The following is an 18,780-nucleotide window of genomic DNA, read 5'->3' as shown; positions in this document are numbered from 1 at the left end:
TCACCCCTGGGGCGTCCCGGACTCCGCTCCGGTGCCCGTGCCGCCCCCGGCGGGCGCGGGGGCCCGCGGGCTCTCGGTGCGGGCGCCGGTGGCGGGCTCCCCGCTCGGGGTGGCCGGGGCCGTCGGGTCCGTGGTGGGCCCGGTGGTCGGGCCGGTCGGGGTGGGGGTCGGGACGCCGGTGGAGCCGGACCCGGAGGGGGTCGGCTCGGGCGAGGGGGTGGCGGTGCCTTCCCCGGTCCCGGTGGTGGCCCCGCCGCCCGGGGTCCCGGTGCCGCCCGTCGTCGGCGTCCCGGGGCCGTCGGTGGCGCCGGACGGCGCGGGCGAGGGGTCCCGGTCCGGTGCCGGGGCGTCCTTCCCGGCGCTCTCGCCGCCCCGGACCACGGAACCGAAGGTGGTGGTCCCCTGGGTCCCGCTGAAGTCCTGGCCCGAGACCAGTTCGTAGGCGGTGATGCCCCCCATGGTGACGCCGAAGACGAGGGCGGCGGCGACGGCCGGGCGCTTCCAGCGGCGGACCCGGGTGCCGTGGGTGGTGGCCGCGCCGAACTCCTCGCTCCCGCCCGGTGCCGGGTCGCGGACCGCGCCGAGCATCAGGGTCCGGTCGTCGCGCGGGGCGGCGGGGACCGGGACCTGGCGGGCCTTGGGCCTGGCGGCCGTGGTCACGTCCCGCACCTGCTCGCCGGTACGCCGGAAGAGGTGCTGGAAGAGGGGTCCGCCGCAGGTGGCGATGACGCTGATCACACCGGCGCCGACGATCGTGCCGTACACGCCGAGGGTGGAGGCGAGTTTGGCGGCGATGACCGCGGCCAGCGCGCTGCTCGTGACCTGGGCCACGCTCAGGTCGATCCTCCTGCCGGTCCCCCGGCCCTCCTTCTCCTCCTCGAACGCCTCGGACGCCCCGGTCCGCTCCCTGTTCTCCGGCCCGTCCGTGTCGGTGTCCGGCCTGTGACGCATCTCCAACCCCTGACGGCTCATCCGTTCGCCTTGCACCCAGAAGGGACAAATGGGGGAAGTGATTAGTTCCGTTTCCACTGTTTCTGTGAAGAGCGACACGTGGGGGCGGAGAACGCGGACACTCAACTCCCGTACCGCCCGAGAAGTTGAGCGGCGCGCCGGTCCACCCAGGTGGCCCGAATGGAGTACATTGACGAACCCTGGGTCCGGACGCCTTCACGGGTGCCCTGGATCAAGGAAAATGGGAGCCGGAGACGGCGCCCGAAACCGGCGGCGCCGTGGCACCGCACGGAAACCGGACACATGGAGTGACATGCCGTCACTCCATGTAGTCATCCCGGCAACCGTGCCACACGGCGTTCCAGGGTCCACGCCCGACACGCCGGGCAACTCGGCAAGGTAGTGGCAGGCTGCACCCGGGCAGGCCACACTCGACTAGCGGAAGCAGCGACGCACGTGACGTCGGCAGGCACCACCCGGGAGGTCCCCATGCCCGAACTGCGTGTCGTGGCCGTCTCCAACGACGGCACACGACTGGTGCTGAAGGCTGCTGACAGCACGGAGTACACGCTTCCGATCGACGAGCGCCTCCGTGCCGCCGTGCGCAACGACCGCGCGCGCCTCGGCCAGATCGAGATCGAGGTGGAGAGCCACCTCCGCCCCCGGGACATCCAGGCGCGGATACGAGCCGGTGCCTCCGCCGAGGAGGTCGCCCAGCTCGCGGGCATCCCCGTCGACCGTGTGCGCCGCTTCGAGGGGCCCGTGCTCGCGGAGCGCGCCTTCATGGCGGAGCGGGCCCGCAAGACCCCGGTCCGCAGGCCCGGCGAGAACAGCGGACCGCAGCTCGGCGAGGCCGTGCAGGAGCGGCTGCTGCTGCGCGGCGCCGACAAGGACGCCGTGCAGTGGGACTCGTGGCGGCGCGACGACGGCACCTGGGAGGTGCTGCTCGTCTACCGGGTCGCGAGCGAGGTCCACACCGCCAGCTGGACGTACGACCCGCCCCGGCGGCTCGTGCAGGCCGTGGACGACGAGGCGCGCGCCCTGATCGGCGAGACCGACGACTCGATCGCCGCCGCGCCCGAGCCGAGCTTCCCCTTCGTGCCGCGCATCGCCCGGCTGCCCAGGGACAGGCCGCTCGACCGCAGCCTCGACCGTCAGCTGGAGCGGCCGTCCGCGTCCGCCGAGCCCGAGGACGAGCGCGACTCGCTGACGAGCCTCCTGGAGGCCGTGCCGAGCTTCCGGGGCGACATGGTCGTGCCGGAGCAGCCGGACGGCGGGAACACGGAGACGGCCGGGGCCGAGGAACCGTCCGCGCCCGCCGCGTCGACGGGTGCCGGGTCCGCGTACGCGGACGTCCTGATGCCCCGCGCGGTCTCCGGCCACCGGGACCGGCTCACCGGCACCACCGACCGGCAGGCGGAGGCGGACGGCGTCCGCCCCGGCCGCCGCGCCGCCGTGCCCAGCTGGGACGAGATCGTCTTCGGCACCCGCCGCAAGAAACAGGACTGACCCAGACCCCTCACCGTCGGTCCGTCAGGACGGGATACGTGCCCGGGCCCACCCGCCCCGGGCGCGGACGTCGCACACGCCCCCGGACCCCGGGCCCGCCCGGCGACCGACCCCACCCCGGAGAACCCCGGGAAGGCCCGGCGGGACGGGAGCGGGCATGCCCACCGGCGGGAGATCCGGGCCGACCCGTGCCGGGGTCGGCCGTCAGGCCCCACACATCGGGCCTTCTCCCGTGGGGCCTCGCCCGGCGGGCGCGGGCCCCACGGTGGGGGCGGCAGGGCCCGCGCTACTGCGGTTCCGGGCCCGTCGCCACCGGGCGGGCGGGGTCCGAGGACCATTCCGACCAGGAACCGGCGTAGAGCGCGGCCGGGACGCCCGCGATCTCCAGGGCGAGCACCTCGTGGGCGCCGGAGACCCCGGAGCCGCAGTAGACGCCGACCGGGATGTCCCCCGTGGCGCCCAGGGCCGTGAAGCGGTCCCGCAGCGCGTCCGCGCCGAGGAAGCGCCCCCGCGCGTCGACGTTCTCGGTCGTCGGGGCCGAGACCGCGCCCGGAATGTGCCCGCCGACCCGGTCGATCGGCTCCACGTCCCCCCGGTAGCGCTCGGCCGCCCGCGCGTCGAGCAGCAGCCCCGCGCGGGCGAGGGCCGCAGCGCCGTCGGCGTCGAGCAGTTCTGGTCCGCCCGGTTCCGGCCGGAAGTCGCCCGGCTCCGGTGCCGGGACCTTCTCCGTCAGCTCGCCGGTCCAGGCCGCGAGTCCCCCGTCGAGCACCCGGACGTCACGGTGGCCCGCCCTGCGGAGCAGCCACCAGGCGCGGGCGGCGCCCCAGCCGAGGCCGCCGTCGTAGACGACGACCGGGGTGTCCGCCGACACGCCCGCCCGGCGCATCACCGCCCCGAAGGACTCCGGGTCGGGCAGCGGGTGGCGCCCGCCGTCGCCGGGCGGGCCCGCGAGTTCCGTGTCCAGGTCGATGTAGACGGCTCCGGGCAGGTGACCGGCCTCGTACACGGGCCGTCCGGGCGGCCCGCCGAGGGTCCAGCGGACGTCCAGGAGGACCGGCGGCCGGGCCCCGGCCGACTCGCTCAGCAGTTCGCTTGCGGAGATGATGGGCTTCATGGGGCCATCCTCGCGCAGCCACGGGGCCGCGGCGGAGGAACCCGGCGCCCGGCCCTCGTCAGCACGGCGGGATCGCGCCACTCTTTGGTGCGACCGGGGAGCGCGGGGGCCCCGTGGGTGACACCATCGGACAGGGGGACGGGCACGACGACGGTCCGAGGAGAGAGTCACGATGACCGAGGCGACTCGGCGCACACCCGGGACACCCTGCTGGGTGAGCCTGATGGTGCACGGGCTTGACGCCACACAGGAGTTCTACCGCGCACTGTTCGGATGGGAGTTCGAACCCGGGCCGCAGCACCTCGGCCCGTACGTGCGCGCCATGCTCGACGGCGAGGAGGTGGCGGGCATCGGCCAGCTGCCGCCCGACCGGCATCTGCGGATCGCCTGGACGCCGTATCTGGCCAGCGACGACGCCGACGAGACCGCCGAGAGCATCCGGTGCTGCGGAGGCACGGTGGCGGTGGGCCCGCTCGACGCGGGCGAGGCGGGCCGGATGGCGCTCTGCTCCGACCCCGTCGGCGCGGTCTTCGGCGTGTGGGAGGCCGACGCCCACCACGGCACGGCGACGGCGGGCCCGCCCGGCACCCCGGTGTGGAACGAGCTGCTGACGTACGAGACGTCCTCGGTGGGCAAGTTCTACCGGGCGGTCTTCGGCCACGAGGTGGAGCCGGTCGTCTCCGCCGACCACGACTGGGCGACCCTGCATGTGGACGGGGTCCCGGTGGCCTCGCTGCACGGCGTCGGCAACGCCCTGCCCCGCGACCGGGGCCCACACTGGATGACGTACTTCGAGACCGTCGACGTGGACACCGCCGCCCGGCTCGCGGTGGAGCTCGGCGGACAGCTGCTGCGCCCGCCGTACGAGGCCAGGACGGGCCGGGTCGCCCAGGTGACGGACCCGGAGGGCGCGGTCTTCGCCCTCGTGAGGTCGGCCGGGCGCTGAGCCGTACCGCCGACGCGTGGCGCGGTGGTCCGGGGCCCGTGGCTCCGGCCCCGGGCCCGTACGGGGGTCGGCGGGTCAGTCGCGGCGCGCGCGGGACAGGGTCCTGCGAAGGCGGGCCGGGGCTCCGGGGCGTCCCGGGGCCGGGCGGGCGGACAGAGCCAGCTCGGCGAGGCGCTCCTCGGTGAAGTGGTGGGCGGTGCCGGGCTCGGCCCGGTGCGCGGCCAGGAAGCGGGCGGCCTCCTCGCGCAGCCCCGGATGGATCTTGTGCCTCATGCAGTAGCCGACCGCCCTGACCAGCGGGGTCAGCGAGTCGGGGGCGGCTCCCGGGACCCCGGGCGTGCCATCCCCCTCCAGGTCGCTGACCAGGTGGTCGACGATGGTGAGCGGGATCCGGTTGCTGTTCTCGAAGGGGGTGAGCCGGGCGAGGACGTCGGCGGTGCCCACCCGTGCGACGGGGATGCCGTAGTACACGGCGGCGGTGAGCATCGCCGTGGAGAAGCAGCCGACAACGAGCTTGAGCCCGCCGCGCTCGTAGAAGGTCTCGGCGAGCAGCGGCCCGTCGAGGACGGTGAGGCGGACACCGGTCCGCTCGGCCTCCTCGTGGAGGGCCCGGGAGTATCCGGCGGGGGCGCTGGGGTGTGGTTTGAAGACCACCGAACGGTGTCCCGCGGCGGTCGCCCCGCGCAGCATCCGCAGGTGCAGTTCCTCTTCCTCCTCGGGGCTGAGGAGGGCGAGGGCGGCGAGGTACTGGCCGAGCAGGAGCGCGGTGGGGCGGGCGGCGACCGCGCGCGCGAGGTCCGGGTCGTCGGCCGCGTCCCGCGCGATCTCGGTGAGGACCGCCCGGAAGGCGTTGTCGGGGACGAGTTCGGGCTCGACTCCGTACTCGGCGAGGAGGAGTGGCCGCAGGCCGGGGACCAGGTCGAGGTGGAGGACCCGGCGGATGCGGCAGGCGACCGACTGGGCAAGGTCGGAGCGGGTCGGGCCGTAGCTCATCAGGCCGTCCGCGTAGACGTGGAGGGCGCTCTCGGGGAAGGCGCCGGCCAGTGCCTTGGCCGGGTTGACCTGGATGGACTCGACGACCAGTTCCACCGGGGCGGGGCCGAGGTCCCACGCGGTGCGCAGCACCCGCTGCCAGAGCGGTGCCTCCTCGGGGCGGGGGGCCCAGGCGGCGGGGTGGTACGGGTGGATCGTCTCGTTCCAGTCGAGGGTGCCGTCGAAGCGGCGGGCGATCCGCGCGTAGCCGGTCATGTCCTCCAGGCGTAGCGCGGTCTCGGGGATCTCGGTGTGGTGGGAGAGCAGCAGCAGTCTGCGGAACTCCTCGCGGGGACCGAACTGTCCGGCGTCGAGCGCCGCCGCGAGGGTGGCCGCGCCGTAGAGGGTGGACACCTGGAAGATCTGGACCGGGCGGCCGTCGGGCGCGGGGGCGGGGGCCGCTTCGGGTGCGGGGGCCATGGGTCAGGCGGTCCTTCCGGTGTCGCGCAGGCTCCGGAGGAGGGTGCTGCGGGGGGTGTCCATGGTGGCGAGGGTCTCGTCGAGGACCTGCTGGGGCATGCGGTGCAGCGCGTCGGTGACCTCGGTGCGGAGCCGTCGGGCGACGGCGGGCTCGTAGGTGTCGGTCTTGCCCAGGTGGAAGGCGATCATCGCGCAGTAGGTGCGGACGGCCTTCGGGAGGAACCGGTCGGCCTCGGCGTCCCGGGAGACCTCGTCGAGCAGGAGGTCGTACGAGGGGATGAAGTCGAGCTGCCGGTTGTCGGTGATCTGGGTGAGCGAGGTGGTGACGCCCCGCCGGTAGAAGACCCCGTGCAGGGAGAGCGCCGCGAAAGTGCGGGCGTTGAGGTGGAGACGCCAGATCCAGAGGCGGTCCTCGGCCGTTCTGAGGGAGGTCTCGAAACGCGCGGCGCCGTTCTCGAAGAGGCGCGCGCCGTAGATTCCGAAGGGGACGAACGGATAGTCGACCATCGTCACCATGCCGGCGGGCGCTATTCCGTCCCGGGGGTCCATGACGGTGTCGCGGAGTGTGGCGGGGGCGTATCGGATCTGCCGTTTTCGGCCTTCGGAGAGGACGTGATCGGTGCGGGCGAAGTCGCAGCCCAGGCGCTCGATCCCGGCGACGGCGGCGCGCAGGTGGCCGGGGGCGTACCAGTCGTCGCCGTCGAGAAAGGTGAGGTAGGAGCCGCGGGCCGCGTCGATCCCGGTGTTGCGCGCCTGGGCCACGCCCCGGTTCGTCTCGTGGCGCAGGACGGTGGAATTCGGCAGCCGGTCGCGCCAGCGTTCGAGTATCTCCGGGGTGTCGTCCGTGGAGCAGTCGTCGACGAGGAGGAACTCGAATTCCGGGTCCGCGTTGTTCGCGAGACTGCGCAGGGTGTCGGGGGCATAGGCACCGACATTGTGGAACGGTACGACGACGGACAGTTTCGGCACGCGTAATCCCCAGCTGGATCGAACAATTGATACGCCGCTACGGCGGGCAGAGTAGCCCCGGGGTTCTCCGGGCGGACGAGCCGAGCGTGCACTCCCGGTGAACTCTTGCCGTCCCCCGTGGAAAGCCCGCGCGGAGCACGGGTCACCGCCCGGCCCGCCGCCGGTGCAGGAGTCCCGTGGCCACCAGGGCCAGGAGGGCGGCTCCGCCGACGGCGGAGCCCAGCCGGAGTCCCGGGGGCCGGAAGGAGCAGCTGACCGTGGTCGTCCGGCCGTCGAGGGGGACGGCGAGGAGACCCTGGTACGCGCGGGCGGGGCGCGGGGGCGCGTCCCCGGCGGCGCACCGCCAGCCGGAGGTGCGGGTGACGGCGAGGACGGCGGTCCCGGTGCTGCCCGGGGGAAGTTCGGCCGTGAGCCCGTGCCCGTCGGCCTCCACCCGGGTCGCGCCGGTGGCGGTCAGTTCCCGTACGGCCGTGTCGAGGCGGGCGCGCACCAGACAGCCGACCGGCTGCCGGGGCAGCTTCGGCCGCGCCTCGGGAGCCAGGACGATCCGCACCTCGCCGGTGGCGGGGGCGGTGCCGAGGGGGCGCATCGGGGCGCGGACGGCCGGCGGCTTCCCTTCGAACTCCACCGGCGGTCTCCCCGCGAGGGCCGCCGTCCCCCGGTACTCGGGCGCCCAGAACCAGACCTGGGTCCCGGCCGGGCAGCGGGCGGTGAGCACCGGTCCGGCGCGGGTGACGGGCGGCAGCTCGTACACGGGGGCGCCGAGCAGGCGTTGCTGGACGGCGAAGGCGGAGTCCCCGGCGGGGACGGGCGGTCTCCCCGGGGGGCGGACGGTGACCAGCGGCGGTACGGGGGTGGTGGTGACGGTCACGGTGGCGCGGGGCGGGGCGTCCTGGCGCACCGGCTCCGTCGGCCGGGAGCGGACCCGGGTGCCGATGGAGAACAGGGCGTCCGTCACGGGGTTGTCGAGGGTGACCGGGTGACGGCCCTTGGCGTAGTGGCCGAAGCCCAGGCCGTCCAGGGTGCGGGAGGTCGTCTCGGCGGTGAGGCTGCTGTAGTAGTCGGGGCCCTGACCGCCGACGAGCAGGACGTCGTTGCCGCCGGGGACCTCGCCCGGGTCGGTGCGGTGGCGGGGCCAGGCGTCCGCACGGGCCGTCGCTCCGGCGACGGAGGTGTGCCAGGGGCCGATCCGGGGGGACCAGGAGACCTCGGCGCGCTGCTGCTCCACGATCCGCGCGCCGGTGACGAGCGCCTCGCCCGCCTGGGCGGCGAGGAGAAGGAGCACGGCGAGCACGGCCGGGGGGCGGGGGGCTCGGCGGCCGGTGGTCGGCGCGAGCACGACGGCGGCGAGCGCCAGGACGGCGGCGGCGCCGGAGGCGGGGTAGGTCCACCGGTCGATGTCGGCGTTCCCCCGGGCCGCCCAGGCGAGGGCGCCGAGCAGGGCGCCGCCGCCGAGCAGCGCGGCGGGGCGGGGTGTCCCCCGGGAGACCGAGAGCCAGGCCGCGACGAGCAGCAGTCCGCACAGGACGAAGGTCTGACGGTACGGGATGCCGTTGGGCGAGGCTCCGGCGTGCCAGAGGAGGTGGGTGGGCTCCCACTGGAGGGAGAGCGTGACCAGGACGATCGCGAGGGTCCAGCCGGTCCGGACGCGCGGGGTGACGGACCGGTTGAAGGGCAGGGTGAGGGCGAGGGCGAGGGCGGGCGTGCCGATGAAGAGTGCGGGGCTGGCCACGCTCGCGGTGGCGGGCAGGAAGCGGGCGAGGAGGTCCGTCCAGGGGGCTGGTGCAAAGGTGGTCGCGGGGGTGGGGTCGGCGACCCGGGTGGCGAGGAACACGACGGTGACGAGCGGCGCGGCGAGCCCGACGCCGAGGAGGACCCCCCGGGCGGCGCGCAGTGCCCCGGCGAGCCGCCGGCGGGCGGTGGCGGTCTCCTCCGCGGTGAGGAGCCGTACGGCAAGGACGACGGCGGCGCCGAGCGTGGCCATGTAGGCGGTGTAGAAGTTCGCGGTCCAGGCGAGGGCGACGACCAGCGGCCCGAGGACCGGGCGGCGCGCGGTGCGGGCCCACTCGCCGACCAGGCAGAGCAGCGGGAAGGCGACCAGTCCGTCGAGCCACATGGGCACGGTGGCGCCGTGGTCGAACGTCCAGCCGGAGAGCGCGTAGGCGGCGCCGAGGACGGCGGCGACGGGCCAGGGGCCGGGGCGGAGCCGCAGCAGCAGGAAGGCCATGGCGGCACCGGCGGCGGTGATCTTGGCGGCAGTGACGACGTACAGGGCGAGTTCGGTGTGGTCGGCCGGGAAGACCAGGACGAGCAGGGCGAAGGGACTGCTCAGATAGGTGCCGATGTCACCGAGGAAGTTGGTGCCGAAGCCGGAGTTCCAGTTGAGGAAGGCGTCGCCGTGGGTCTCGCCGAGGAGGAAGGAGCGCCAGTAGGCGTGGAACGGCAGGTACTGCTGGCCGAGGTCCACGGTGTTCCTGGTCACCGGGCCGAAGGGGTGGCTGCGGGCGAGCCGGGTGGCGAGGCAGAACAGGACGGCGGTGAGCAGGGCGGCGGCGAGGGGGCCGGCGGGGGAGGCCGGGGGGAGATGGCCGCGTCGCGGGGCGGGGCGGGGGGTGTCGTCGGGCGGGCCGGGCGGGCCCGATGAGTTGGACGGGGGCGCCGGGTGGGCGGCGTCGGGCTCTCCTCCGGTCGCCGGGCTCCCGGGCGTCCCGACTGCGGTCGCGCCGCCGGTGGCCGTACCTCCCCCGGGTGCTGCGGCCTTGGGCGTCTCGTCCCCGGCCTGGTATCTCCCGGCCCGGTCTCCCCCGGCCCGGCCGCTCCGGGGCCGGTCCCTCCCGGTCCGATGCTCCTCGGCTCGGTGGTCCCCGGCTCGGTGCTCCCCCGCTCGGTGGTCCCCGGCTCGGTGGTCCTCGGCTCCGTACTCCCCCGCTCGGTGGTCCTCGGCTCGGTGGTCCCCGGCCTCGGCGGGGACTGTCTCGGCGGAAGGCACACGTCCTCCAGAGGGCGCACGGAAGGGGAACGCCCGGGGCTGAACGATCACGGGCCGACCGCCATTACCGCCGAACCGGGCGACCCTCGACCGATCTTCAGACGGTCTTCCGGTACACCCCGGGTGAACTCCCGGGGTCAGTCGGCCCGCGCCGGGGCCACCGGCTCGTCGGCGGTGCGGGCCACCGTGTGGAAGAGGCGGTGGCCGTCGTCAGTGCCACGGCCTGGAGTGCGTCCGCGCGGGCACGTCCACATCGGGGCGGTGGCCACGGCGGCGGGGCGGTGAAGGCTCCGGGGAGCCCCTCGCCGCCGAGGACGCGCCGCCGAGGACGCGCCGACGATCTCGGCCCGCGCGATCGGTGACCGGGCGATCGGTGACCGGGCGAAGGCCGGATACCCGAGGTCTACCGTCAGTTCGGCGACAAGCAGGCGAAGGGGCCGGGGCCTAGACGGGCAGGACGTCCGGGGACAGGGCTCCGGCGCGGGCCGAGGCGGCGGTCATCCGGCGCTGGTGGTGACGGCGGCAGAGGACCTCGTAACCGATCTCCTCGGCGGGGCGGTTCACGTCCCCGACGACGACCTGCTCGCCCTCGACGACCATGACGTCGCCGACCGTGCGCGCGTTGTGGGTGGCGCGGGCGCCGCACCAGCACAGGGCCTCGACCTGGAGCTGCTCGATGCGGTCCGCCAGCTCGATCAGGCGCTGGGAGCCCGGGAAGAGCTTCGTGCGGAAGTCCGTGGTGATGCCGAAGGCGAAGACGTCCATGTCGAGGTCGTCGACGATCCGGGCCAGCTGGTCGATCTGCTCGGGCGCGAGGAACTGGGCCTCGTCGACGATGACGTAGTCCGCCCGGCCGCCCTTCGAGAGCTGCGCGACCAGGTACGCGTACAGGTCCATGTCCTCGCCGGCCTCGACCGCCTCCGTCACCAGCCCGAGGCGTGAGGACAGCTTGCCCTCGCCCGCCCGGTCGTCACGCGTGAAGATCACGCCCTGGAGGCCCCGGGCCGAGCGGTTGTGCCCGATCTGGAGAGCGAGGGTGCTCTTCCCGCAGTCCATGGTTCCGGAGAAGAAGACCAGCTCGGGCATGACGGGTCGGGGACCTTTCAGGTCGTGGGGGGGGAATCGGACGGGGGAGGCGGTGGGGGCGGAGAGGTCCCGTGGCAGGCTCAGGTGCGCACTTCGAGCAGCGGGACCAGTTGCTCCGCCGGGGTCATGGAGCCGTGCATACCCGCCATCGCGGACTCGTTCGGCTCGTTGACGGACGCGGTGATCGCCACGTCGTCGTGGGCGGCGACGACCACGTCACCGATCCGGCCGTACACCCGCTCGTCGATCTCCGCGCCGAACCAGCCCAGGGCTATGGCCTCGTCGCGGCTCGCCACCCAGAACTGCTCGCCCACCACCTCGCGCCAGCAGGTGAGGACGTCCGCCTCGGCGCCGGGCACCGCGTAGACGTGCCGGGCACGTCCCTCGCCGCCGAGGAGGGCGACGCCCGCGCGCAGCTCCCAGTCCTCGTCGAAGTCGATGCGGTGCTGCTCGTCGAAGGGGATGTCCACCATGCCGTGGTCGGCCGTGACGTACAGCGCGGTGCGGGGCGGCAGCTGCTCCGCGAGCCGCCGCACCAGGCGGTCGACGCACATCAGCTGGCCGCGCCAGGCGTCGGAGTCGATGCCGAAGCGGTGTCCGGCGCCGTCGAGTTCGCTGTAGTACGTGTAGACCAGCGAGCGGTCGCTCCCGGCGAGCTGCTCGGCGGCGAAGTCCATGCGCTCGTCGCCGGAGAGCCGCCCGTGAAACGTTCCGCCACTCAGCGCGATCTGGGTCAGGGGCGTCTGGGCGAAGATCGGGGACGAGACCTGCGCGGTGTGGATCCCCGCCTCGTGCGCCAGCTGGAAGACGGTCGGGTACGGCTGCCAGGCCTGCGGCGGGGTCCACGGCCTCCAGCGCAGCTGGTTCATCAGCTCGCCGGTCTCCGGGTTGCGCACGGTGTAGCCGGGCAGCCCGTGGGTCCCGGGGTGGCGGCCGGTGCCGACGGAGGCCAGCGAGGTCGCGGTCGTCGCGGGGAAACCGGCGGTGATCGGCCGTCCCGTACCGCCCCGGGAGGAGCCGAGGAGCGAGGTCAGATAGGGGGCCTCGGCCGGATGGGCCTTGATCTGCTCCCAGCCGAGCCCGTCGATCAGGAAGACGCAGTTCCGGTCGGCCGGGGCGAGTTCGGCGATCCGCGCCTCGAAGCCGGGCACGCCCTGTCCGGCGACGAGCGTCGGCAGCAGGTCGCCGAGGGCGCCGGAGGAGTACTCGGGGACCGGCGCGGTCTCCGGGGCCAGCGGGACCGGATCGTCGGGCCAGCCGTGGGCCACGGCGGTCGGATACGCCATCAGCGGGTGGGCGCGGCGGTGGCCGCGATGGCTTCGGAGAGCGCCTGGGCGAAGGTGAGGGTCTGGCGGACGGTGTCCGGGCCGTCCCCGGCGTCGCTCACCCGGAGGCTGAGGTCGTCGGCGGTGGAGTTGCCCGTGTAACCGTGGTCGGCGTCGCAGTCGGGGTCGCCGCAGGCGGCGGGCTCCAGGTCGATCCGGGAGACGGCGCCCCAGCCGATGGTGAGGACGACCTCGCGGGGCAGTGTGCCCGGCGTGTACGACTCGGGGTTGGCGACCACCCGGCTGACGACGACCGACGCGATCCGGTCGAGCTTCACGGACTCGGTGGACGTCGTGGCGTACGGCGTCGGGGAGCTGCTGTCGGCGGCCTGCTCGTCGGTGTGGCTGACGATGAAGCGGTGCGGCGTCAGGACGAGGACGGTGACGTGGCGACGGACCTCGTTCGCGTCGAAGGTGGTCTCCTGGTGCACCACGTACGACGCGACGGCCTCACCGCCGACGGCGGACTCCACCGCCTCGGCCACGAGGGCCGGGTAGTAGCCGCTGCGCTCGATCGCCGCGCGCAGCCCCTGGGTCGTCGTACCGCTCTTTGCCATGGACTCCATTCTACGGGGCGGTGGGGGCCCCTCAGGTCCCTCAGTACCTCGGCAGGCTGCGGGGGCCGAGGTCGGTGCGGGGGGCCGGTGGGGCCAGCCGCACGGTGGCGCCGAGGACGGAGAGGCCGTGCGGTGCCACGACCACCGGCTCCAGGGAGACGGCGACCACCTCGGGGTGGGCGTCGACGAGCCGGGAGACCCTCAGCAGCACCTCTTCGAGGGCCGGGGTGTCGACGGGCGCGGCCCCGCGCCAGCCGAAGAGCAGGGGCGCGGTGCGCAGGGAACGGACCTGTTCGGCGACGTCCCGGTCGGTGGCCGGGACCAGCCGGTGGGCGACGTCGCCCAGCAGTTCGGAGGCGGCGCCCGCCAGGCCGAAGGAGAGGAAGGCGCCGACCGCCGGGTCGATGGCGGCGCGCACCACGGTGTCCACGCCCCGGGGTGCCATGGCCTGGACGACCGGCTGGAGCTCGGCCGCCCGGCCGAGGACCTCGGTCAGCTCGGCGTACGCGGTCCTGAGCTGTCCCTCGGTCGCCAGGTCCAGCCGGACTCCGCCCAGGTCGGGGCGGTGGCGCAGATGTGGAGCGGTCGTCTTGAGGGCCACCGGGTAGCCGAGGCGGGCGGCGGCCGCGACGGCGGCGTCGGGGGTGGGCGCGGGCAGGGCCGGGCGGACGGCGATGCCGTACCGGGCGAGGAGTTCGCGGGTCTGCCGGGTGTCGAGGGTCACACCCCGGGCGTCGGCCTCGGTGCCGCCGAGCAGTCGCTCGACGAGGGCGGCGGCCCCCGTCTCGTCGATGTCGTCGTACTCGGGCACTCGTCCGGGCTCGGCGGCCTGCCGCCGCCACTGCCCGTACCGCACGGCCTCGGCCAGGGCCCGTACGGCCCGCTCGGCGGCGGGGTAGGCGGGGATGGCGGGTATGGCCGGGACGGCGGCGGGACCGTCGGGCGCGGGGGCTTCCGGGAGGGTGCCGGTGGTGGGCGTGCCCGTGGTGAGTGCACGAGTGGTGGGCGTGCCCGTGATGGCAGTGCCGGTGGTGGGCGTGCCCGTGGTGGGCGTGCCCGTTCCGCCTTGGTCGGGGTAAGCGCCCTGGCCCCGGTCAGGGCTCGGGTCGCGGTCCGGTGCGGTTGCCCGGCCCGGTGTGGTCCCGGCGGGGCGGCCCGGGGCCGTCGGGCGGCTGCTGGTCGCGACCGCGAGGGCCTCCGCGAGGCCGCCCATCTCGACGTGCACGACGACGACCGGCTTGGCGGGGACGGGCGCGGAGGCGACGGCCTCGCGCAGGGCCGCGGCGAGGACCTCGCCGTCGCCGAACTCGGGGGCCCCGTCCTCCCCCACCCAGGGGATCGCGGTGACGACGACCGCGTCCGAGGTCTCGTCAGCGAGCGCCGCCGCGAGCGCGTCGCGGAAGTCGGCGGGCACCGCTCCCGTGGTCAGGTCGAGCGGCCGCAGGGGCCGCAGCCCCTCCGTGAGGCAGGCGTCGTACGTGAGGAGGCCGAGCGACTCGGAGTTGCCGAGGATCGTGACCCGGGGCCCGGCGGGCAGTGGCTGGGCGGCGAGCAGCAGTCCGGCGTCCACCAGTTCGGTGACGGTGTCGACCCGGATGACGCCCGCCTGGCGGAGCAGCGCGGAGACCGTGGCGTGGGGTATGCGGGTGACGGGGACCCGGTGGCCGGGCGGGGCGCTGCCGCTGTGCCGGGCGCCCTTGACGACGACGACCGGTTTGACGGCGGCGGTGCGGCGGGCGAGCCGGGTGAACTTCCTGGGGTTGCCGATGGACTCCAGGTAGAGGAGGACGACATCGGTGCCGGGATCGTCGTACCCGTACTGGAGGAAGTCGTTGCCGGAGACGTCGGCGCGGTTGCCGGCCGAGATGAAGGAGGAGAGGCCCGCGCCGCGCCGGTGCAGCCCGGCGAGGAGCGCGATGCCGATGGCGCCCGACTGGGTGAAGAGCCCGATGCGTCCGGCGGCGGGCATCTGCGGGGCGAGGGAGGCGTCGAGGCGGACGTCGGCGGCGGTGTTGATGATCCCGAAGGCGTTGGGGCCGATGATCCGCATCCCGTACGAGCGGGCCTGCCGGACCAGGGCGCGCTGCCGCTCGCGTCCGTCCGGCCCGCTCTCGGCGTAACCGGCGGAGAGGACGACGAGACCGCGGACGCCGTGTTCGCCGCAGTCCGCGACGACCTCCGGCACCCGTTCGGCGGGCACCGCGACGATCGCCAGGTCGACGGGTTCGCCGATGGCGCCGACGGAGGGGTGGGCGGGGACGCCGTCGAGCGAGCCGGGCCCGGTGAGCGCGGCGTTGACCGCGTACACCCGTCCGGTGAATCCGGTGCCCAGGAGGTTGCGGAGCACCGTCCGGCCGACGCCGCCGGGTGTCCGGCCGACGCCGACGACGGCGACGGAGCGGGGGGTGAGGAGGCGCTGTACGGAGCGGGCCTCGGCCCGCTGCTCGCGGGCGCGCTGCACGGCGAGGGAGCGGTCGGTCGGTTCGAGGTCGAGGTGGAGCCGTACGGAGCCGTCCTCGAAGCTGCGCTTCTGGGTGTAGCCCGCGTCCGTGAACACCTTGATCATCTTGGTGTTGGCGGGGAGCACCTCGGCGGCGAAGCGTCTGATGTCGCGTTCGCGGGCGACGGCCGCGATGTGTTCGAGCAGGGCGGAGGCGACCCCGCGTCCCTGGTGGGCGTCCTGGACGAGGAAGGCGACCTCCGCCTCGTCGGCGGGGCCGGAGGCGGGCAGTCCCCGGTCGTCGATGCGGTCGTAGCGCACGGTGGCGATGAACTCGCCGCCCACCGTCGCCGCGAGGCCCACCCGGTCCACGAAGTCGTGATGGGTGAAGCGGTGGACGTCCTTGGCGGAGAGCCTCGGGTAGGGGGCGAAGAAGCGGTAGTACTTGGACTCGTCCGAGACCTGCTCGTAGAAGCTGACCAGCCGGTCGGCGTCGTCGGCGGTGATGGGCCGGATGCGCGCGGTGCCCCCGTCGCGGAGCACCACGTCCGCTTCCCAGTGGTCGGGGTAGCTGTGGTCCGGGGGCCCCGGACGCGCCGGTGGTGTCGGCCGGTCCGCCGCTTCCGACTGCTCCGACGCGCTGTGCATGGGCTCAGCCTACGGCCGCGACACGCCGGTGGCACGGGTCGCGCGGCGGGGGGCGGCCGTGCAAGGTGGGGAACGCGCCGGACACCGCACGAAGGGCCGAAAGACCGGTCCGATCCGGGCCCAAGGTCGGTGCGTGCGTGGAACAACCCGTGAGAGACTGGTCTAGACAACCGCTTGAGACTTGAAGGGCAACACCATGGCTGAGCGCCGCGTCAACGTCGGCTGGGCCGAGGGCCTGCACGCCCGTCCCGCGTCCATCTTCGTCCGTGCCGCCACGGCTTCCGGCGTTCCGGTGACGATCGCCAAGTCCGACGGCAGCCCCGTGAACGCCGCCTCCATGCTCGCGGTGCTCGGTCTGGGCGCGCAGGGCGGCGAGGAGATCGTCCTGGCTTCCGAGGCCGAGGGCGCCGAGGCCGCGCTCGAGCGCCTGGCGAAGCTGGTCGCCGAGGGTCTGGACGAGCTCCCCGAGACCGTCTGACCCGGGTCAGCACCCCGTACGACGAGAGGCCGTGCCCGCCGGAGATCCGGTGGACACGGCCTCTCGCGTCGTCCCGGTCCCCCGTGTCGTCCCGGCCTCTCGCGTCGTCCCGGTCCCTCGCGTCGTCCCGACACCTCGCGTGCCCCGGATCTCGTACGGTCGGGCTCTCGCATCTGAAAGGCGGCGCCGGGCCCGGCGGAGACCGGCGGGTCGAACAGCACGGGCGAAACTCGGAACACGGGCCGACGCACCCGGAACACCCGGAAGACGGCGGGCCCGGAACTCCGGGAGAACCCACTCGGCAAATCCCCGGCACGGAATTCCCCGGACGGAATTCCTCTCCCTTTTGTAGGGCGCCCGCGTTAATTCCGGGCACTCGCCGTGTTGACGGCATGTTGCGAAACCCTCACACGTCCCCGGTCCGGCCGCTTGAGCCGGTGCAGCGGACGCGAGCGCTCCGCGTGCAGGGCCGTCAGCGTCCGTGCCCGTTCGGCGTCCCCGCGCGCCACCGCGTCCACGATCGCGCCGTACGCGTCCCAGGTCTCCACCGGCCGGTCCGGCCCGTCGACCAGGTACATCCAGGCGATCTTGTGCCGGAGCTGGGTCAGCAGCGTCGTCAGCGGCGGACTGCCGGACGTCTGTGCGAGCGTCTCGTGGAACCAGCCCCCGAGCGCGCGCAGATCCTCGACCTGGCCGTGCGCGGCCCGCTCACGCCCCAGCCTCACCAGCCCCCTGAGCACCTTGAGGTGGGCCTCCGTACGCCGCTGGGCGGCCCGGGCGGCCCCCAGCGGTTCGAGCAGCGCCCGCATGTCGAGCAGATCGGCGGCCTCCCGCTCGGTGGGCTCGGCGACCTGCGCGCCCGCGTGTCTGCGGGTGACGACGAAGCCCTCCGACTCCAGGGTGCGCAGGGCCTCGCGGACCGGGACGCGGGAGACCCCGTACCGGCGGGCGAGCTGGTCCTCGGTGAGCCGGCTCCCCCGCCCGAAGACCCCGGAAACGATGTCGTCCCGGATCGCCGTGCACACCGAGTGCGCGGGAATGCGCATGTCCGACCTCCGCCTTGGTCGCTTCGAGAGAATCCGAGCGGCGCTTTTCTCGCGCACTCTCCGCGACTCTATTGCAGTACGCCGGAATTTCCGATGCCCCATCGGAACATGCCGACCGGAGCGGCCAAGGGAAAAGCCCCGGCTCTGTACGAGCCGGGGCTTTTGCGACGTGCGGCCCGGACGCGTCCTGGCGGTCGCGGCACGGGTGTCCGGGTCAGACCTGGACGCCCCGGGCGCGCAGATACGAGACCGGGCTGACGTCGGAGCCGTACTCGGCGCTGGTGCGCGCCTCGAAGTGGAGGTGGGGGCCGGTCGAGTTGCCGGACGAACCGGAGACGCCGATCCGCTGGCCCGGCTCGACGGTCTGGCCGATGTGGACGTCGATGGAGGCCAGGTGGCCGTACTGGGTGTACGTGCCGTCGTGCATCCGGATGACGATGTTGTTGCCGTACGCGCCGCCCCAGCCCGCCTCGACGACGGTGCCGGAGCCGACGGAGACGACCGTGCTGCCGTAGGCGGCGTGGAAGTCGATGCCGGAGTGGCTGCCGGAGGACCACAGGGAGCCGCCGGTCTTGTAGCCGGTCGACACGTAGGTCCCGGCGACGGGGAGCTGGAAGGAGGCCAGACGGCGTCGCTCGGCGTCGCGGGCGGCCCGCTCCTCGGCCTCGCGGATCTCCTTGGCGCGGGCCTCGGCCTTGCGCTTCGCCTCGGCCTGCGCCTTCGCCTTGGCGACGGCCTCGAAGGCCTGTCGCTCCTGGGCGGCGGCCTGGGCGTTGAGGCGGTCCACCAGGGACTCCTCGGTGATCACCCGGGTGAGGCCGGTGTCCTCGGGGGAACGGGGCTCCGCGTCGGCGGCGAGCGCCGGGGAGGCGAGGGTTCCGATGACGCCGGTGGTGGCGAGCGTCGCCGCTCCGGCGAAGCCCGCGCCGCGGCGCGCCGTCCGGCTCGGAGCACGGTGCTTCCCGGTGGCACGGGTGAACGCCATGAAGTGGCTGGTCCTTTCCTTCCTTCTCGCCTACCGGGTTAGCTGACGGGTTCGGAGCAGGAAGGTCTCCTACGGACCCCTCCGCACGGCGAAGGCGTCCGATTCACCCCAGGGACTACGTGTGGGTCCCCGGCTCCCCAGGCTCGCGCCTGACGGGGACTCGGCGATGACTGTCCGATGCCGCGGGTGCGGCGGGTGCAACTGACGAACAGCCGCACCGACGCTATGCGGATCGTCTGTCGATCACCAACTGGATGCGATTTTTGTAAGACTTACCACAGGGCA

The 18,780-nt window shown here is 74.2% G+C and carries 14 protein-coding genes and 1 riboswitch; of the genes, 3 read left to right on the top strand and 11 right to left on the bottom strand.

Annotated elements, in window-relative coordinates; genetic code table 11:
• Positions 1 to 951, bottom strand: coding sequence for a hypothetical protein (locus ACIRQY_RS11825; RefSeq protein ID WP_403924168.1), 951 nt, complete (start codon positions 949 to 951; stop codon positions 1 to 3).
• Positions 952 to 1,407: 456 nt separating this feature from the next.
• Between ACIRQY_RS11825 and sepH the strand changes: the two genes are divergently transcribed.
• Positions 1,408 to 2,460: a septation protein SepH gene (gene sepH / locus ACIRQY_RS11820; RefSeq protein WP_351793698.1), complete on the top strand. Its 1,053-nt coding sequence runs from the start codon at positions 1,408 to 1,410 to the stop codon at positions 2,458 to 2,460.
• Between the two features lie 286 nt (positions 2,461 to 2,746).
• On the opposite strand, the gene ACIRQY_RS11815 is transcribed toward sepH, so the two are convergent.
• On the bottom strand, positions 2,747 to 3,574 hold the full coding sequence (locus ACIRQY_RS11815; RefSeq protein WP_403924165.1) for a sulfurtransferase: 828 nt from the start codon (positions 3,572 to 3,574) through the stop codon (positions 2,747 to 2,749).
• A 172-nt stretch (positions 3,575 to 3,746) separates the two neighbouring features.
• Between ACIRQY_RS11815 and ACIRQY_RS11810 the strand changes: the two genes are divergently transcribed.
• Positions 3,747 to 4,520 (top strand): VOC family protein, encoded by a 774-nt coding sequence (locus ACIRQY_RS11810; protein ID WP_403924162.1) that lies wholly within the window; start codon positions 3,747 to 3,749, stop codon positions 4,518 to 4,520.
• Between the two features lie 75 nt (positions 4,521 to 4,595).
• On the opposite strand, the gene ACIRQY_RS11805 is transcribed toward ACIRQY_RS11810, so the two are convergent.
• The 7 genes from ACIRQY_RS11805 to ACIRQY_RS11775 all read right to left on the bottom strand — a co-directional run bounded on the left by ACIRQY_RS11805 (position 4,596) and on the right by ACIRQY_RS11775 (position 15,986).
• Positions 4,596 to 5,972: a polysialyltransferase family glycosyltransferase gene (locus tag ACIRQY_RS11805; protein ID WP_403924159.1), complete on the bottom strand. Its 1,377-nt coding sequence runs from the start codon at positions 5,970 to 5,972 to the stop codon at positions 4,596 to 4,598.
• Between the two features lie 3 nt (positions 5,973 to 5,975).
• Entirely contained in the window at positions 5,976 to 6,941 is a 966-nt protein-coding gene (locus tag ACIRQY_RS11800) for a glycosyltransferase family 2 protein (RefSeq protein WP_403924156.1), read from the bottom strand.
• A 142-nt stretch (positions 6,942 to 7,083) separates the two neighbouring features.
• Complete coding sequence (locus ACIRQY_RS11795; RefSeq protein WP_403924682.1) at positions 7,084 to 9,486, bottom strand: YfhO family protein; 2,403 nt, start codon at positions 9,484 to 9,486, stop codon at positions 7,084 to 7,086.
• Positions 9,487 to 10,374: 888 nt separating this feature from the next.
• Positions 10,375 to 11,016, bottom strand: a complete 642-nt coding sequence (locus ACIRQY_RS11790; protein ID WP_351793680.1) for a thymidine kinase — start codon at positions 11,014 to 11,016, stop codon at positions 10,375 to 10,377.
• 80 nt (positions 11,017 to 11,096) lie between these two features.
• Positions 11,097 to 12,302 carry a nucleotide pyrophosphatase/phosphodiesterase family protein gene (locus ACIRQY_RS11785; protein ID WP_351793679.1) on the bottom strand — a complete coding sequence of 402 codons (1,206 nt, stop codon included), beginning with the start codon at positions 12,300 to 12,302 and terminating at the stop codon, positions 11,097 to 11,099.
• Positions 12,302 to 12,898, bottom strand: coding sequence for a DUF5998 family protein (locus tag ACIRQY_RS11780; RefSeq protein ID WP_351793676.1), 597 nt, complete (start codon positions 12,896 to 12,898; stop codon positions 12,302 to 12,304). Before ACIRQY_RS11780 ends, ACIRQY_RS11785 begins: the two co-directional genes overlap by 1 nt.
• 40 nt (positions 12,899 to 12,938) lie before the next feature.
• Positions 12,939 to 15,986: a GNAT family N-acetyltransferase gene (locus tag ACIRQY_RS11775; protein ID WP_403924152.1), complete on the bottom strand. Its 3,048-nt coding sequence runs from the start codon at positions 15,984 to 15,986 to the stop codon at positions 12,939 to 12,941.
• Between the two features lie 196 nt (positions 15,987 to 16,182).
• On the opposite strand from ACIRQY_RS11775, the gene ACIRQY_RS11770 reads away from it, so the two are divergent.
• Entirely contained in the window at positions 16,183 to 16,464 is a 282-nt protein-coding gene (locus tag ACIRQY_RS11770; protein ID WP_351793671.1) for an HPr family phosphocarrier protein, read from the top strand.
• A 362-nt stretch (positions 16,465 to 16,826) separates the two neighbouring features.
• Here the strand turns inward: ACIRQY_RS11770 and ACIRQY_RS11765 are convergent, their stop codons facing one another.
• Positions 16,827 to 17,510 carry a GntR family transcriptional regulator gene (locus ACIRQY_RS11765; RefSeq protein ID WP_351793668.1) on the bottom strand — a complete coding sequence of 228 codons (684 nt, stop codon included), beginning with the start codon at positions 17,508 to 17,510 and terminating at the stop codon, positions 16,827 to 16,829.
• 214 nt (positions 17,511 to 17,724) lie between these two features.
• Positions 17,725 to 18,495: a M23 family metallopeptidase gene (locus ACIRQY_RS11760; protein ID WP_403924147.1), complete on the bottom strand. Its 771-nt coding sequence runs from the start codon at positions 18,493 to 18,495 to the stop codon at positions 17,725 to 17,727.
• Positions 18,496 to 18,507: 12 nt separating this feature from the next.
• A riboswitch (cyclic di-AMP (ydaO/yuaA leader) is annotated at positions 18,508 to 18,671 on the bottom strand.
• Positions 18,672 to 18,780 lie beyond the last annotated feature (109 nt).

It is taken from the genome of Streptomyces sp. NPDC101490 (genome assembly GCF_044767145.1).
Lineage (GTDB): Bacteria > Actinomycetota > Actinomycetes > Streptomycetales > Streptomycetaceae > Streptomyces.
The sequence above is the reverse complement of the archived record's forward strand: the minus strand, read 5'-3'. Positions and strand labels throughout refer to the sequence as shown.